The sequence below is a fragment of the Noviherbaspirillum sp. genome, assembly GCF_035627455.1.
Taxonomy (GTDB): domain Bacteria; phylum Pseudomonadota; class Gammaproteobacteria; order Burkholderiales; family Burkholderiaceae_D; genus Noviherbaspirillum.
In genome coordinates this window covers 1-16,658 of sequence record NZ_DASPLS010000019.1, presented here as the reverse complement: position 1 = coordinate 16,658, position 16,658 = coordinate 1, and the positions used below count along the sequence as shown (strand labels likewise).

Below are 16,658 nucleotides of genomic sequence, written 5' to 3'. Positions count from 1 at the left end.
AGCCTGATGGACCACCATCCGATGCCCTCCCTGCCGCTGTACGAGGCAGTCTTCCTGAATGCGCCAGTCGGCAACTGCCTGCTGTCGCCTACGGCGGACGCCATCATTCTTTCCGTGAACGATGCTTTTGTGCATGCATCGACCAGGCCACGCGAAGACCTGGTCGGGCGCCGCCTGTTCGACGTCTTTCCAGAAAATCCGGCTGATCCGGGCGACACCGGGGTTTCCGCCCTGCGCAGTTCTATCGCCCAGGCGATTGCGACCGGCAAACCGCAAGTGATGCCGGCGCAGCGCTACCCGATCCGGATCGTCACAACAGATGGAGAAGTACGCTTCGAGGAGCGCTACTGGAGTGCCGTCAACGCGCCGGTCTTCGACAAAAACGGCCGATTGCTTTGCATTTCGCATACCACATCCGATATTACCGACCAGATACGCGCGGAAATGGCATTGAGGAAAAGCGAAGCGCGCTATCGGAGTCTGTTTGAATCGATTACCGAGGGATTTTGCATCGTTGAAATAATATTCGACGGGCACGGCGCGCCGATCGACTATCAATTCTGCGAAACCAACCCGGTATTCGAAAGACAAACCGGCCTCCAGGATGCCGTGGGCAAGCGGATCCGGCAGCTCAGGCCGGATTACGACAGGCGCTGGATCGGGTTGTTCGGCGAGGTGGCAAGGACCGGAGTCCCGCTGCGCCTGCGCGAAGAATCGAAAGCCCTGCAGCGATGGTATGACATTCACGCGTACCGGGTGGACGAGCCGCGGGCGCATCGCGTCGCGGTGCTGTTTCGGGACGTCACCGATGAGAAGCGCGCCGAGGAGGAGTTGTGCCACAGCGAACAGCAGGCACTGGAAGCGGCCCGCCAGGCAGAGGCGGAGCGCAACCGGCTCAACGCAGTACTGGAGGCGACACCGGTTGCAATCGTCGTTGCCGATGCGACAGGGGGATTGGTCAACGCCAACGCAGCGAACCGCTTGCTATGGGGCCACCATCCGTGGTCACACAGCGCGGGAGAGTACCGCGAATGGAAAGGGTGGTGGGCCGACGGGTCGGAACGGCAGGGCCGCCGGCTCGCGGCGGACGAATGGACCATGTCGCGCGTGCTGCGCGGCGAGGAAGCGCCACGCGACCTGATCGAAATCGAGACCTTCGACATGCCGCCCGTGCGGCGGATCATCATCAACAGCGGCGCGCCGATACGCGATCACGACGGCAGGCTGGCGGGCGGCGTGGTCGCGCAAATGGATGTGACCGACAGGATTGCCGCCGAGGCATCGCTCAGGGAAACCGCGGCACGCCTGCGGTTCACCCTGGAATCCGCCGGCCTCGGCGACTGGGACGTCGACCTTGCGACAGGCGAGGTGTACCACTCGCTGCTCCACGATCGTTGCTTCGGTTATACGGAACCGGTGCCCGACTGGAGTGTCGAGAAATTCCTGCAGCATGTGCATCCGGAAGACCGGCACAGGGTCCAGGCGGTGATCGAGGATGGCGCCGGCAGGCTCAAGGACTGGCATTATGAGTGCCGGGTGATCTGGCCCGACGGGACGCTGCACTGGATTGCCGTGCATGGCAGCGTACGCATCGCTGACGGCAAGGCTGCCCGAATGCAGGGCATCGTCAGCGACATTACCAGCCGCAAGCAGACCGAGGAAAAACTGCGGCACGCTTCCCTGCATGACCCGCTGACCGGCTTGCCAAACCGGACGATGCTGTTCGAGTATGCGACCCACATGCTCTCGTACAACAAGCGCACCAACCAGCATGCGGCGGTGCTGTTTCTCGACCTCGACCGCTTCAAGCCGATCAACGACACGCACGGCCATGAAGCAGGCGACGCGGTGCTGCGGGCGGCGGCGACGCGCCTGTCGCGGGGCTTGCGCGCCGCCGACGTCGTGATCCGCCTCGGGGGCGACGAATTCGTCATCCTGCTGCAGGATATCCGCAATCCGGCCTTCGCCGCCGAGGTCGCGCGTCATGTGATCGACCGGATCAACGAACCCTATCACATCGGCGACCTTGCGCTATCGGTCTCCGCCTCGATCGGCATCAGCATCTTCCCAGAGGACGGAACCGACATCGACACCCTGGTCAGCCATGCCGACATGGCGATGTACCAGGCAAAGCAGTCAGGCCGCAACAATTACCAGTTCTTTTCTCCGGAGTTTGCCGCCGGCACCCGCCAGCAGCTCGCAATCGAACAGCAGCTGAAGGCAGCCCTGCGCGGCGAAACCTTCTACCTCTGCTACCAGCCGGTGGTCGATGTCGCAAGCGGCGAAGTGGTCAGCGTCGAGGCGTTGCTTCGCTGGCGACATGCGGATATCGGGCCGGACCGCTTCGTACCGGTCGCCGAGGCCACCGGCATGATCAACCCCATCGGGCGCTGGCTGCTGGAAGAAGCTGCACGTCAGCACAAGACATGGCTGCACCATGGCCTGCCGGCGATTCCGGTGGCGGTCAACGTATCGGTGGTGGAATTCCGCGACAAGGACTTCGTGGAGCGCTTCAGCAGGGTCACCGGGGAGCATGGCATCAACGCCAATGCGCTGCAGCTGGAGCTGACCGAAACCACGATGATGGACGACATCGACCACGCAGTCGCCGTGTTAACCCATCTCAAGCGCCTCGGCGTGAAGGTCCTGCTTGACGATTTCGGCACCGGTCATTCCAGCCTGGCCTACCTTGCCCGACTGCCGCTGGACAAGATCAAGATCGACAAGTCGTTTGTATCCCGCCTGGAGAACGATGTCGCCAGCCAGGCGGTGACGGATGCGATGATCGCGATCGGCCGAACACTGAACCTGGAAATCGTCGCCGAAGGAATCGAAACAGCCAGGCTGCTCGATTACGTCTCGTCGCACGGGTGCGGGCAGGCACAGGGGTTTTATCTCGGCCGGCCGATGCCGGGCGACGCCTTCGAGGCGTGGTACCGCGAACAGAAGCCGTCGCTGCCCGGCGCGAGGCGCAGTGCCTCTGGTTTTCACTAGTGCACCTGTGAGGCGGCGCCGTTCTGCCGGTACCAGCTCTCGAACGCATCCGGCGCCACCGGCTTGCATACATGGTAGCCCTGCGCCTGGCTGCAGCCATGCAGGCGCAGGTATTGCAGCGCCTCTTCCGACTCGATGCCTTCGGCCACCACTTCCAGTTTCAATGAACGGCCCAGCGCGATCACCGCTTCCGTGATCGCCCGGCTTGCCTTGTCATGCTCGATGCGCTGCACGAAGGACTTGTCGACCTTGATCTTGTTGATCGGCAGGCGCGACAGGTAGTTCAGGCTGGAGTAACCGGTGCCGAAGTCGTCGAGAGCGATCGTCACGCCCAGCCCCCTCAGCTGCGCGAGCACATCGATGGCGCGCTCGAGATTTTCCATCAGCGCCGTCTCGGTGACTTCCACCTGCAACGCGGCGGCGTCGACCGCATATTCGCCGAGCATCAGCGCGAACTGCTCGGCGAAATCCTTGTTGCGCAGCTGAACCGCGGACACGTTCACCGCGATCGGAATAGGCGGCAGCCCCTGTTCGCACCATGCCTTGTGCTGCCGGCACGCCTCGGCGATCACCCACTCGCCGACGCTGTTGATCTGCCCTGTCGCCTCGGCGATCGGGACGAACTGGTCCGGGCCGATGTCGTCGTGCGACCAGCGCAGCAGGGCCTCGACACCGATAAGGCGCGCGCTACGCATGTCGACCACCGGCTGGTAAAACAGCTGGAAGGTATTCTGGTTCAGGGCCGCCTTGAGCTGCTGCTCGATCCGCGTCTGCAGTTGCGAGCGCGCCGCCAGCTCCTTCGAATAGAACTGCACATTGTTGCGGCCCGCCTGCTTGGCCTGGTACATCGCGGCATCCGCATGGTTGATCAGGGTATCGATATCGTCTCCGTCCCGCGGAAAAATGCTGATGCCCACCGATGTCGAGAGCGATAGTTCCAGCCCGCCCACCTTGTATGGCTGGTTCACGCACTCGGCCATGTGGCGCGCAACATCCCCGGCGTTGGCGTCGTCGTCGATTTCCGGCAGCAGGACCAGGAATTCGTCCCCTCCCAGCCGGAAAACCATGTCCTCGGCGCGGATCGCGCAGCTGATGCGCCCGGCCACTTCCTTGAGCACCTCGTCCCCCACCTCGTGGCCATGGTTGTCGTTGATCGGCTTGAAACGGTCGAGGTCGATGAACAGGATGCCGCTGTGCGTTCCTTCTCGGCGCGCGCGGCCGAACACGTGCTTGGCGTAATCGAACAGCAAGGCGCGGTTGGGCAGTCCGGTCAGCGGGTCGTGCAGCGCCGCCTGGCGGATGCGCTCCTCGGCACGCTTGCGTTCGCTGATGTCGAGCACGAACGCAACCAGTTCGTTGTCCTTTCCGGTGGCGGCGCAGGCAAACAGGACCGGGACTCGCGTGCCGTCGGCGCGCAGGTATTCCTTCTCGTATTGACCTGACACGCCCCGCCGCAGCGCTTCGTTCATTGCCCTGCGGTCGTGCCCCAGGTATTCCGGGGGTGTCAGGTCGTCCCAGCGGAGGCGGCGCGCGAGCAGTTCCTCCCGCGTGCGGCCGATGATGCGCAGATAGGCGGAGTTCGCTTCGAGCACCTCTCCGGTCACCGTTCTGGTCACGGTACCGACCGGGTTGGCGTCGAAGATGATCCGCAATTCGCGTTCCCGCTCCTGCAACGCCACTTCCGCAAGTTTTTTCTCGGTCACGTCGAGCGTCGAGCCGATGCAGCGCACCGGCTTGCCCTTCTCGTCGAAAAACACCCTCCCGCGCGCTTCGATCCACCGTTCCCTGGCATCCTCCAGACCGACGGTCCGATAGTCGATATGAAAACGCCCGCCGGCAACGCCGCGCATCGCCGCCTGCAGCGCTGCCGCCGCACGCTGCCGGTCTTCTTCATGGACGCCCTGCAAGAAAACATCGTAGTCCGCCTGCGCATCCGTCGACAGCCCGAAATGCGCTTTCAGCTCGGGACTCCAGTCGGCCCGGCCAGTCGGCGGAGAATAGTCAAACAAGCCGAGCCCGGTAGCGGTAATCGCCAGTTCCAGCCTCTCCTTGTGTTTCTGCAGCTCCGCTTCCGCACGCTTGCGCGCGTCGATGTCCTTGACCACCGCGATGAAATATTGGGGCGCGCCGGCGTTGTCACGGACGAGGGACACGTTCAGGTTGATCCAGACGATCTCGCCGTCCTTGTCCAGGTAACGTTTGTCGAGCGCGTAGGAAGGAATGTCTCCGTTCAGCAAGCGGTACATCAGCCCGAGGTCGGCGTCGAGGTCGTCCGGATGGGTGATGTCTTGAAACGTCAGGGTCGACAGCTCCTCGCTGGTGTAGCCGACGATGTTGCACAGGGTCTGGTTAACCCGCAACCAGCGCCCCATGGGAGAAACATGCGCAATGCCTACCGACGCCTGCTCGAAGGTGGCCCGCAGGTTCTTGCTGGCCTGCTCCAGTTCGGAGGTCCGCTCCGTCACCCGCCGTTCGAGTTCGATAGACAGGGCCCGCAACTGGTCTTCCGTCTGCTGGCGCAGCGTCATGTCGCGGATTGCGGCGACCACCATGCGTTCACCGGCAACGTCGAGCGGATTGAGGCTGATCTCCACCGGAAACTCGCTGCCGTCTGCCCGCAAACCCAGCAAGTCGCTGCGCCCGCTGCCCATGGGACGCGCGGCGGCGCGTCGCGCGAAGCGGTGCCGGTGCGAAATGTGGCGCGCATGGAAACGCTTGGGAATCAGCTTTTCAACCGGCAGGCCGAGCATCTGGTGGCGCTCGTAGCCGAACATGCGTTCCGCATGCGCGTTGGCAAGATCGATCTTGCCATGCGGTCCCATGATGATAGTGGCGTCGGGCGCCGCTTCCAGCAGCGCACCGAAACGCTGTTCGGACATCCGCAGCATTGTGAGGTCACGGACGACGATCGCGGCAAAGATGGGCTGATGATGTGTATCGAAGATCGGGCTGAAAGCAAGCTCGTAACTTTTGCGCAGCAGTTGCTCGTCGCCAAATTCCTCGACCACGCGGAACGACTCTCCCGCCAGCGCCCGCCGGCACAAGCTTCGCGCCTTGTCGCGGTCATGGGTGAGATGCGCCAGCATCTCGTCGAGCCGATCGCCCGATTCCAGCGGCTTTCCGAATACCAGTTCGAATTCCCGGCGGAACGGCGCATTCAGCGCGATGAGGCGCAGTTCGCTGTCGACCGCGGCAATCAGATCGTTACTGTTTTCGAGCAAGGACGTCGCGAACGACAAGGCCGCATCGCCGTAAATCCCCCCATTATCTGGTTCTCGCCCCGGACGTGAATCAGCACTACCTTGCTTCATCGAAATAGCCTTTGAGAAGTTACGGTTAAACGCTTGGCGATACCGTGAGACTCTTTTCGGCCCGGCGTGGTTCTCGCAGGATAAAAATAGTATTTCCGTCAGGCAGCTATATCGGGGGGAGGAACGCTCCCGTATTCTTAGGCGTCCCGGTGAGTCTGGATTTCGAATGCCGCGTGGCCCGGTGCCTGCTGCTAACGCTGCTCGACCGGTACCGTCTTGACGCGTGCACCCCACACGCCCTTGCCAGTCGCGCGGCTGCCGTCGAACACCAGCCAGCTCTGCGCGCCGTAATGCGGCAATGGACGCATCAGCGCCCTGAGCGCGTCGGCACTGGCGGCCGAAATCACCGCAACCGGCATCCCCTGCCGTTCGACGGTCCACACCTGGGCGCTGCCTTTGCCGGCGATGTTAGCGGGCCGCGGCGCGAGTCCGGCGCGCGCCAGCGCGGCATCGACATCGGCATGCAGCCCGACCAGCATCACAGGCGCCGCGGCCGAGAGCGCGGCATCGAGCGGAACGTTGCGCGGCGGCGCTTCGAACAGGCGCTGCGCGAGCGCGGCGCCGGCCTCCCTTACCTCCGGCGAATCCGATGCAAACGCTACCTGCGCAGCGCTGGCGATGTACCACTGGCGCAGGATGGGGGGCAACTGGTCGCGCTCCAGCACGCGCCACACACGCAGTTCCGGATCGAGCCGCACGCCTGTCGGCGGCTCGGCGTCGATGCGCAGCGTCTCCTGCGCGCGCGCAAGGTCCACCCAGCGCGTTTCGGTCCGGCCCGGATACACCAGCTCGATCGGCAGGTGCAATGCATACGGCGGCGCCGCCTGCTCCAGTTCCAGCAGCAGGCGCGGCGCACCCGCATCGCGCGCCACACGCGCTGACTTCAGCACCGGCGCCGGCCCGCCGGCGCGCCCCAGCCATTGCGAGAAGAAGCCCTTCAACGGCCGTCCCGACGCCTGCTCGAACGCCTCGCGCAAGTCGTCCCAGCCGGCGCGCCGGAAGCGATTGCTGTCCCAGAACGCGCGGATGCCCTGGCGGAAGGATTGTTCGCCGATGAGGTCGCGCAGCATGAAGAACAGCATCGCGGACTTGCCGTAGCCAACCGCTGCCGCGGCACCGTGGGTGCGCGAGCGGAATGCGGCGAGCGGCGCATGTTCTCCTGCCGGCACGGCGGCAAAGTCGCGCAGCCAGCCCAGCCGCATCTCGCGCGCCGCATCCGCCGACTCCTGCTCCTTGTACGCGTAATCCGCCATGAAGGTGGTCAGCCCTTCGCTCCAGTTTCCGCTTGCATAATCCACATAGACGCCATTGCCCCACCAGTTGTGCAGCACCTCATGCCCGAGCGAGGTGGCGCGGATGAACGGCAGCCGGATCACGTCGGCGCCGAGGTAGGTCAGCGTCGGCATCCCGAAGCCGGTCGGCAAGGGGCTGGCCACCACCGAGAAGCCGGCGAACGGATAAGCGCCGATCTGCCCGGAATACAGTTCGATATAGCGGCGTGTGTCGTCGAGATACGCATCGGCAAGCTCCGGCGTGGCATCCAGTTCGGGCGTGAAGTAGGTGCGCAGGCGCAGCGGCTGTGCCCCTGCCCGCGGCACCGTCCGTTCGCGCACAACCCAGGGGCCGGCCATCAGGTCGATGCCGTCTGCCGGCTGGTCGAATTCGAAGCTTGCGCGGTATCTGTCGCCGCCCCCCGCAGGAAGCTGCTCGGCCGCCAGCCGCCCCGGCGCGACGGCGCGCTGGCTTGCCGGCACCGTGACATCCAGCTTGTAGGCGAACAGTGGCGCGGGCTGCGGATACCAGGCGCCGCCCGCGGGAAGGAAACTGCCTTCCGGCGACGCCATCGGCGGCATCGCACGCAGCACGCCGCGATGATCGAGGCCACGGTCCAGCGCCGGCAAGGTTCCCTGATACTCGAGGCGCAGCGTGGCCGCGCCGGCCGGCACGGTCACCCGCCACTCGCGTATCGCGCCATCGCGCCCGGCGGGTGTCACCTTCACGCTCTTCCCGCCGGCCGACGCCGCCGATACCGACAGGGACTCGTGCAGCGCAAAGCGGAAATCCGATTCCGCCGGCACCAGTTCCGCGCGGGCGCGCAGGCTGCGCGTCGCCGGATCGAGCTCGACCTGCAGGTCGAGGCGCGGCGCGCCGGCCGCGGCGGCCAGCGTACTGGCCAGTGCGAGCAGCGCCGCCAGCGCCAGCCGTGCAACACGAAGGCCGGGCACTGCCCTCATGACTTCACCGGAAACTTGATCACCATGTCCAGGCTCTCGTCGCCGCGCTTGATCCGTACCGGCAGCCAGCTGCCCGGCGGCTGGTTGCGCACTGCCTTCACCACCTGCGCCGATTTCAGCGCGGCGACACCGCCGATTTCCAGCAGCCGGTCGCCGGCCTTCAGCCCGGTCCGTTCCGCCAGGCTGCCCGCCGTCACTTCGGTAAGGCGCACACCGCCGTCGTTTTCCTCGAGCCGCACGCCCAGCCGCGGCGGTTCCGGCTTTTCCGCCACTTGCAGCGGCAAGCCGAAGACCGCGTTTGCCATGCCGGGGCGCAGCTCCTTGCATTCGGTGTCGGCCGGCATCGCCACCAGGATGCCGCTGTCCTTTACGCCCAGGTCACGCAGCTGGTGCGGCACGCCGTAGCCGTATTGTGCATGCGCGGCGCCCAGGATGGCGACGGCGAGCGGCTTGTCCGCGCCCTGCGCTGCGCGCAGCGGTTTTGCCAGCGCCTCGGCCATCGCACGGTCCCAGGTGGTTTGGGATTCGACGAAATGACGAAACCCGGCGTCGGACTTGGCCGGCTTGCCGCCTTTCGGCCCGTGCGCGCCTGCGTGCATGCGGTACACGTCGAACAGGTAGTCGCGGTAGGCTTCCGGCGGCGCCGCCGGCCGGCCGACGCCCTCGCGCTGCGCCTCCGGCACCTGGTCCCAGCCTTTTTCGCGCACCGCCTTGTTCAGCGCGTTATCGACATTGAGCGCGATCATCGGAATGCGGTTGATGCGGGCGAACTGGAACAGCGGGATATACAGATCCGGCGGCGTGTTCCAGACCTTTTCCCATTCGGCCTGCTCGAGAAACTGCTTGAGCGTCAGTTCGCCGGCCACCCAGCGGTCCAGTACCGGCTGCACCCGGCGCGGAAACATCTCGAAGCCGATCACCATGTTCGGCCGCACCACATGCAAGGAAGCGAGGGTGTGCACCTGCCAGCGGTGATGGTCGTCCTCGTCATGGAATTCACCAAGCAGGACAACGTCGCGCCGGGCCATGTCCGCGATCAGCGTCGAAGCAGGCACCGCCGCGGGCGAGCGCTGTTCGAGCGAGGACCAGGCGCCCGCCGCCAGGCAGGATGCGGCGTGCGCGGACTGCGCTGCCAACGCGAGGAGGCCGGCGAGCGCGGCGGCGGAGAAGGTGGAGGTCTTCATGTTCAGGATGGGCATAGGGAATTTCCGGTATTCATGGCTGCCGTGTTCAGACACCGAAGTAGTGTAAACGTCCACAAGAAAACCGGCCGGTTCCGCACCCGGCAAGGTGAACGCTTCTTCACCTGCATCAACGAAAGAGGATCAGCGCCAGGGCCGGACGGCCCAGCGGGGAGGGAAACAAAGCGGGAAAGGGCCGCAAGCAGGCGTAACGCCTGCGGACTTGGCGACCGGGCAAGAGCAGGAGGAAGCAGCGACCGGCGCCGCCGGAGCCGGCCAGCCGGCAGCGGGCCGACCTTACGCCGCCATCCTGTGCGGCGCGTATTGCGCAACGATCGTGTCGATCGCCTGCTCCGCCTCGGCAATCGCCCGGGCGGCCAATTCGCGCAGCCGCTGGCAGTCCGACTTGCTCAACGATTGCCGGCGCAGGGACTGTTCCGCCACTTCGAGCATGTCACGCCGCATCAGGCGCAGCACGGAACGGTGTTTCTCTGCCTCGCCCAGGATCTGCTCATACTGCCCGGAGGGAGTACGGCCGGCTGCGGCGCGGGCCAGCTGGCTCGCCACGTAGGCGAAGGATTGGACGGTCAGATCGGCTGCGAATTCGGTTTGCATTTTCATAATGGTCCTGGAGCAACTGGGGAATACAAGGCGTATAACGTTGCATCCAGGGATTTCGCCGACCTGCTGACAATTGCTTACAAATTTATTTCATCAAAATGGCATCGTTCAGCCCGCCACTCGCGCCTTCTTCCGTTCGAACATCCGCACATCGGCCACCTTCATCAAGGTGTCGACGTCAAGCCCGTCTGACGGGTATTGCGCCCAGCCGATCGATGCATCCACCCTGCCGTAGACATCCCGCCGCAACTCGACCGGTGCGCGGATCACGTCCAGCAGCTTCGCGCGCACCGCCTCGACATCCTCGACCGAGTTCATGCCGTGCAGGTAGACCACGAATTCATCACCGCCGAAGCGCGCCACCTCGTCGTCGGAGCGCAGCGCCCCCTTCAGTCTCGCAGCCACCGTCATCAGCACCCGGTCGCCCGCGTCATGGCCGTGCTCGTCGTTGACCTGCTTGAAATAATCGAGGTCGACAAACAGCAGCGCGAAGCGCAGCGGCAGGAATTCGGTCGCGGTGCGGCGCCGGAACTCGATCTGCGCGATCAGCGATTCCCGGTTCAGTACACCGGTCAGCTTGTCGGTACGCAGGTTGCGCTCCATTTCCTGCAGGCTTTTCGCGAGCAGGCCGATTTCGTCGGTGCGGCGGATATCGAGCGGTTCCAGCGGCCGCCCGAGGCCGATACTCTCCGCTGCCAGCGTCAGCTTGCGGATATCACGCAACACCCAGTGCAATAAGGTCCAGCCGATCGCCAGCAAGAGCAATACCGCGAGGAAGCCGACCGCCAGGCTTTGGTAAAACACGGTCGATACGCTGCCGATGAAATCCGAGCGCGGAATCGCAACGATGGTGACCCATTCCAGCCCGGCGGGATCGCGCAACAGCGTCGCGCCGACCTGAACCACGCCGAGTTCGCTCTCGAACTCGCGCGAGACCGGGGTCTCCAGGCTATCGCCGTTCTTCTGCCATGCCATTACCTGATGGTAGGCTTGCCGCAGCAGCAGCGAGCTGCTTTGCGTCGCCGGCAGGCGGACCAGCGCATTGTTCTCGACCCGGTACGGCAATTCGCTGGTCGAGGTGGCGATGATGTCGCCCGAGCGCTCGACAATGAATGCGATACCGTTGCGGCTTACCGACAGCGACTTGAAGAAGTCGGTCAACTGGCTCAGCGACAGGTCGGTGGCGGCAACCCCGATCAGGTTCAGGTCGGGTCCGTATGCCGGCTTGGACAGCGTGAATGTCGGCTCGCGGGTGGTGAAATCGGTATAGACGGCGGACCAGCTCTCGCGCCCGTTGAGCACCGCGGTCTTGTACCACGGACGGGTACGCGGGTCGTAATCGTCGGTCCGCAGGAGCCCGAGACGCTTGCCGGGCGCGGCCACGCTGAACACCTGCCGTTCGCTGCTTTGCGGTTGGCGCAGCCGCAGTTCGATCCGGTCCAGGTTTCGATTGATGCCGACGAAGCTGCCGTCGGTACCGCCGAAATAGACATAGTTATTGACGGCCGGGAAGAGGCCGGTGGCGATCCACAGCTGATGCTCGAGCGCCTCCGGATCGGTGACGAGACCGATCGGGCTCGTCGTCCGGTCGGCCGGGGAATAGACCGCGTTCGGGACCACTGTGTTGAGCGCCGTGCGCGCGCCGGCCAGATGGCTTTCAGTCTGGTGGGTCACGCGGTCGACCATGTTCAGCAGGACCGTCTGCGAAAACTCGCGCCCGGCATTGTCGCCTGAGCGAAACGACGCCCAATAGATGACGCCCGCCAGTGCCAGGACCAGCAGGACAAACGGCACGACGAGTACGCGTTGCAATGACGTCATGTGGGGCATAGCGAGCCGGATTGAGGAAACGTAAGGAAGAATGATATCGGAATTTCCGTGCGGCAACAGACACTTCCTTCGCGTTCGGTTAGGCGATTCACTCTAAGAGAAAGCAAGGTGACAACTTATGAAAAGTTGCCTTGTATCAATGTTGCCAGAGCTTATTCACGCTATACTCATTACGCTTGTGTAAGTACCTTAACGGGTATTACCCGCGCCGCTGGCGCGGGTTCTTTTTTTCGTGACTGCACGAGCGGACCGAAAACATCGAGGGTTGGAATGAGACTACGATTGGCGGCGATTGAAGCGACCTGCCGCGACGAGCTGGCATGGGGGAACGAGGCGCCAAGCAAGAATCTGCTTGAGCTCGCCAGATCAGCCGGACTCGCCAGCAAGACCCTCCCCGCCCTTCGGGCGGAAGCGCGCAGCAAACTCGAAGCAATCCTCGCCACGCCGTTTGCCTGAAAGGCAATCCTGCGTGAAGCCGCATGGGAACTGTCCCGGCGCATCCTTTTTCTTCTTGCGCCGGCTGCGAAAGCCTGACGTTGCAGGTGCGCGCCACCGGCAATTTTTTGCACGAATGCCTGCGCTACAGCGATCCTCCCGGCTGCTTTTCCTATCCTGGATCAAGGAATTCCCAGCAGAACCTCAATAGCATGGGGTTTTCATCACATGCGCGCCGTCGTCCGCACCATGCAAACCGCAACGCACCGCTCGATCGCCATGCCGCGCAAGACGTATGCGACGCAGCGCATGCATGCCGCCTACCGGCGCATGAACTATGCCCTGAGTGACGAAGAATGGCGGCGCGCGCTGCTATGGGCGTCGGCGTGGGGGCGACGCAGCCGGCGGCATTAAAGGTCGGCGCGAACGTTACCTCGTAAGTTCCGAGCCGGCGAACGTTGACGGATGTTTCCGTCATTGCCCTTGCTCCCGCCCAAGGGTGGTCCGCAGCACGGTGAGAGTCTGTCGCCAGCGTGACGAGTAATATTCAGCCCACAATGAAGTCGCGGCGGATCGTGTTCGAGGTCAGCCACACAAGGGTGTCCGGACTGCCACTGCAAATGAGAACCCGCCCTGGGCGATACGCCTGCGGGGGGCAATAATGAAAAAAGCCTGCGCGTACGCAGGCTTTTGTATGTCTGGTGGACGGTACTGGGATTGAACCAGTGACCCCTGCCGTGTGAAGGCAGTGCTCTACCCCTGAGCTAACCGTCCGAGAAGGTGCGCCAGCGCGGGTTTACAGCCGATCCGACCTCCCCTTTTTTGACGCTGTGACCCACTCCTGACCCAATGGAGTGGAATATGGCTTCGATTCGTTGTCGCAATGGAAAGTGGCAGGCGCGCGTGCGGCGTCGCGGCCATCCGGACGCCGAGAAAACCTTTAGTAGCCGCAAGGATGCGGAAAAGTGGACACGACAGATCGAATCTGAGATGGACCGCGGCTGTTTCATTGACCGTACCGAAGCCGAGCGCGCCCTCTTCGGCGAAGTCCTTCAGCGCTATCTCCAAGAAGTGGTGCCGGGCAAGCGGGGACGCGAAACTGAATCCGTTCGCATTCGGGCGCTGATGCTGTCAGACCTCGCCAACCGCAGCATGGCAAATCTAAATAGCAAAATTATCGCTACATGGCGGGACGAGCGGCTCAAGCAGGTTTCTGGCTCTACAGTCAATCGAGAACTCAATATCATCTCGGCAGTCATCAACACCGCAATCAAGGAATGGGGCATCGCTCTCCCAAACAATCCCGTTACCCTCATCAAACGCCCAAGATCAGGACCACCGCGCAACAGACGAATTGATCCGGCCGAGGAAGAACGGCTGCTGCAAGCGCTGGAGGTTGCTCCGCGCACGGCTGACGGTCGGTTCTGCGGCCCGCAGAATGCCTGGATGAAGCCCTTAGTGCAGTTTGCACTTGAGACCGCGATGCGACGCGGGGAAATGCTCGGCTTAGGGTGGGAGGATGTCGACCTGCAGCGTCGGGTTGCGCATCTAAAGCAAACAAAAAATGGTGACGCGCGTACCGTCCCATTGTCTACCGAAGCGGTCAAGGTACTCGATGGACTGCCCAGGTCGCTTAGTGGGCGGGTTTTCCCGATTACGTCAGACGCTGTAAAGAAAGCATTTTCCCGAGCATGTTGCCGCGCTAAGCTCACAAGAGTTGTTTTCCACACGCTAAGACATGAAGCCACTTCCCGCCTCTCAGAGAAATTGCCAAACGTAATTGAACTGGCTGCGATAACGGGGCATAAGGATTTACGAATGCTGCAACGCTATTATCACCCGAGACCCGAAGCACTCGCACTTAAACTTGTATAACAGGCGTTTAGGCACTTCACGTACTCGAAGACGTTTGCGTCTCGCCACGGTGAACGACGGCTTGAGGCAAAGGCATCCCACTACTAGATGTAACTTTCTGTATAGGATGCGAGCGCAGATAGTAAGCCCCCAGAATCTGCGCAGCGGCGATTAAGGGTTTTTCAAGAAGGAGGTGCAAATTTGCCTTGAAAATTACCAAGCGGTAACATCTCTTCTCTTAGCGCATTTACCTTTTTCGTCAATGTACTTTAAGTATTTCAATTTTTTGCGATACCTTGGCATTTAGGCTGGAAGACTTTCGATGCGAATCACTGACATTTCTATTCCGGAACGTGGATGTACAGCAGTTACCGGCGATGATCTTGGAATAACTTCAGCGTTACACATGCCTCGCTTAGGTAAGGTCGTGGTCTTAGCAGGTGCTAATGGCGCGGGGAAGACACGACTGCTTAAGATTATCAGCGGCTTTTGCAATTACTTACGCAAAATTGGCTCAACGGACCGAATTCGAGAACGGCTTAAGACCGTAGAAAGAAACATCGAAAACTGGGAAGCGTCGATATTGGAGTACCAAAAGGGATTAAAAAATGCTCCCAATAATGACGCCATGCTCTCGGCAATGGAAAGCGTTCAAGAGAGTGTAGACAAAGCGCGAGCCGAAATTGTCGCCTTAAATTCGCAAATTCTCCATTGGCAATGGATTACAACCGCCCCGCCAGCGATAGGTGCGCCGCCTGTATTCTTTGTACCGGCTGCGCCAATTCTACAAGATGCTGAAACGTTCACTCCTCGGGCATTAACTAATAACGCTGACCTGTGCCGGAAAGTTGGCGCAGGCGATACCAGTGTAACAGTTCCCAGCTATTTGCGCGTTGTCTTGCGCGCCGCACGAAACTCTAAGCTCGCTCTTTTGGAAGGAGTAGGGATGGAGGAAGACAAAGCCGCCGTCCAGGCCGGCGCTGCGTTAGAGGAATTGGTGGGATCGCTCCTCGGAGAGCACGCGAAACTTACAATTGATCGCGACGATCATGTTGCCATCTTTGGACGACAAGATTTTTCTAACGCCTTAAGTGATGGACAAAAAGTTCTCCTAAAGCTTGCGGTTCAGTTACACGCGCAGAAAACAGATCTCGCCAACGCCCTGGTATTTTTGGACGAACCAGAAAATCATTTGCATCCTGCGGTATTAAACCAAGTTATCGATGTCTTGCTGACCGAAGTCACTACTGGACAAGTATGGATTTCTACGCACTCGGTACCACTTATCGCGAAGCTATCCTCTCTTGATCCAGCATGTATTTGGTATATGAAAGACGGTACCGTCTCGCATGCAGGCAGAAAACCCGAAATAGTCTTAACTGGCCTGATCGGGAACGAAGGGGAAATTGCCACACTACGCGACTTTACCGACCTCCCTGCCAAGCTGGCAGCAAATCGCTACGCAGCTCAATGCTTATTAGACCCAACGACAGTAGCACCAACGACTAGGGATAAGCAGCAAACGCAAATGGTTGGAGCTCTTGACGACACTGCAACGGGTGCGAAGATTCGTGTCCTTGATTATGGAGCGGGGCAAGGAAGGCTGCTTGCTGCCCTACGAGAGGCAGGCAGGCTCGATCTCGTTGACTACATTGCCTTCGATATTGAAGGCAACAGTAACGCTGCATGCAAAAGGGAAATCGAAGCGGTGTACGGCCCTGATGAGGTCAAGAACCGATTCTTTACGAGCATTTCCGACGTCATTACCCGGTGGGGTTCAGTTGACATAGCAATCATGTGCAACGTTCTCCATGAAATTCATCCAGAAGACTGGATTCAAGAACTTGGTCCAGACTCCAGATTGATGGAACTGATCAAGAATGACGGTTTTTTGTTGATTGTTGAAGATCAGCGAATCCCCGTTGGGGAGAACGCTCACGATTTTGGGTTTATCGTTTTTGACACACTGCAATTTCAAAAGCTCTTTAGTTTCTCTGGCGATGCCGGCGAAGACTTATACAAGAAATACGACGCAGACGAGGGCATTGATGGAAAATCCGGTCGGATTCTAGCTCACAGATTTTCCAAACGTCTCGCACTACGTTTTACAAGGGCAAGCCAACAAGACGCAATGGTTGATCTCTATAAGACCGCGGCGGGGCATGAGCACGAACTTCGGCGACGAGCGAAGCAGAAAA

The 16,658-nt window shown here is 61.5% G+C and carries 10 protein-coding genes and 1 tRNA gene; 5 read left to right on the top strand and 6 right to left on the bottom strand.

From position 1 onward, the window contains the following. The first annotated feature begins 6 nt into the window (after positions 1–6). The gene (locus VEC01_RS03660; RefSeq protein ID WP_324898865.1) at positions 7–2,994 is read left to right on the top strand and encodes a sensor domain-containing protein; all 2,988 of its coding nucleotides are present in this window, start codon (positions 7–9) and stop codon (positions 2,992–2,994) included. Here the strand turns inward: VEC01_RS03660 and VEC01_RS03655 are convergent. From VEC01_RS03655 to VEC01_RS03635, 5 genes are all read right to left on the bottom strand, one after another. Then, positions 2,991–6,215 carry a PAS domain S-box protein gene (locus VEC01_RS03655; protein WP_324898863.1) on the bottom strand — a complete coding sequence of 1,075 codons (3,225 nt, stop codon included), beginning with the start codon at positions 6,213–6,215 and terminating at the stop codon, positions 2,991–2,993. The two genes, VEC01_RS03660 and VEC01_RS03655, sit on opposite strands and share 4 nt — an antisense overlap. 281 nt (positions 6,216–6,496) lie before the next feature. Next, on the bottom strand, positions 6,497–8,539 hold the full coding sequence (locus VEC01_RS03650; protein WP_324898862.1) for a M1 family metallopeptidase: 2,043 nt from the start codon (positions 8,537–8,539) through the stop codon (positions 6,497–6,499). Beyond that, positions 8,536–9,738, bottom strand: coding sequence for a ChaN family lipoprotein (locus VEC01_RS03645; protein ID WP_324898860.1), 1,203 nt, complete (start codon positions 9,736–9,738; stop codon positions 8,536–8,538). The genes VEC01_RS03650 and VEC01_RS03645 overlap by 4 nt, the downstream gene beginning before the upstream one ends. Before the next feature lie 279 nt (positions 9,739–10,017). Beyond that, the gene (locus VEC01_RS03640; RefSeq protein WP_324898858.1) at positions 10,018–10,335 is read right to left on the bottom strand and encodes a hypothetical protein; all 318 of its coding nucleotides are present in this window, start codon (positions 10,333–10,335) and stop codon (positions 10,018–10,020) included. 114 nt (positions 10,336–10,449) lie between these two features. Continuing rightward, positions 10,450–12,162 carry a diguanylate cyclase gene (locus tag VEC01_RS03635; protein ID WP_324898856.1) on the bottom strand — a complete coding sequence of 571 codons (1,713 nt, stop codon included), beginning with the start codon at positions 12,160–12,162 and terminating at the stop codon, positions 10,450–10,452. Positions 12,163–12,441: 279 nt separating this feature from the next. On the opposite strand from VEC01_RS03635, the gene VEC01_RS03630 reads away from it, so the two are divergent. Further along, positions 12,442–12,627: a hypothetical protein gene (locus VEC01_RS03630; protein ID WP_324898854.1), complete on the top strand. Its 186-nt coding sequence runs from the start codon at positions 12,442–12,444 to the stop codon at positions 12,625–12,627. 207 nt (positions 12,628–12,834) lie between these two features. Beyond that, positions 12,835–13,020, top strand: coding sequence for a hypothetical protein (locus tag VEC01_RS03625; protein ID WP_324898852.1), 186 nt, complete (start codon positions 12,835–12,837; stop codon positions 13,018–13,020). A gap of 285 nt (positions 13,021–13,305) precedes the next feature. Here the strand turns inward: VEC01_RS03625 and VEC01_RS03620 are convergent. Then, positions 13,306–13,380 (bottom strand) — tRNA-Val (locus VEC01_RS03620). 87 nt (positions 13,381–13,467) lie between these two features. Here VEC01_RS03620 and VEC01_RS03615 point away from each other — a divergent pair. Next, on the top strand, positions 13,468–14,481 hold the full coding sequence (locus tag VEC01_RS03615) for a site-specific integrase (RefSeq protein ID WP_324898850.1): 1,014 nt from the start codon (positions 13,468–13,470) through the stop codon (positions 14,479–14,481). A gap of 301 nt (positions 14,482–14,782) precedes the next feature. Continuing rightward, the coding region (locus VEC01_RS03610) for an AAA family ATPase (RefSeq protein WP_324898848.1) at positions 14,783–16,658 on the top strand (1,876 nt) is incomplete at its 3' end.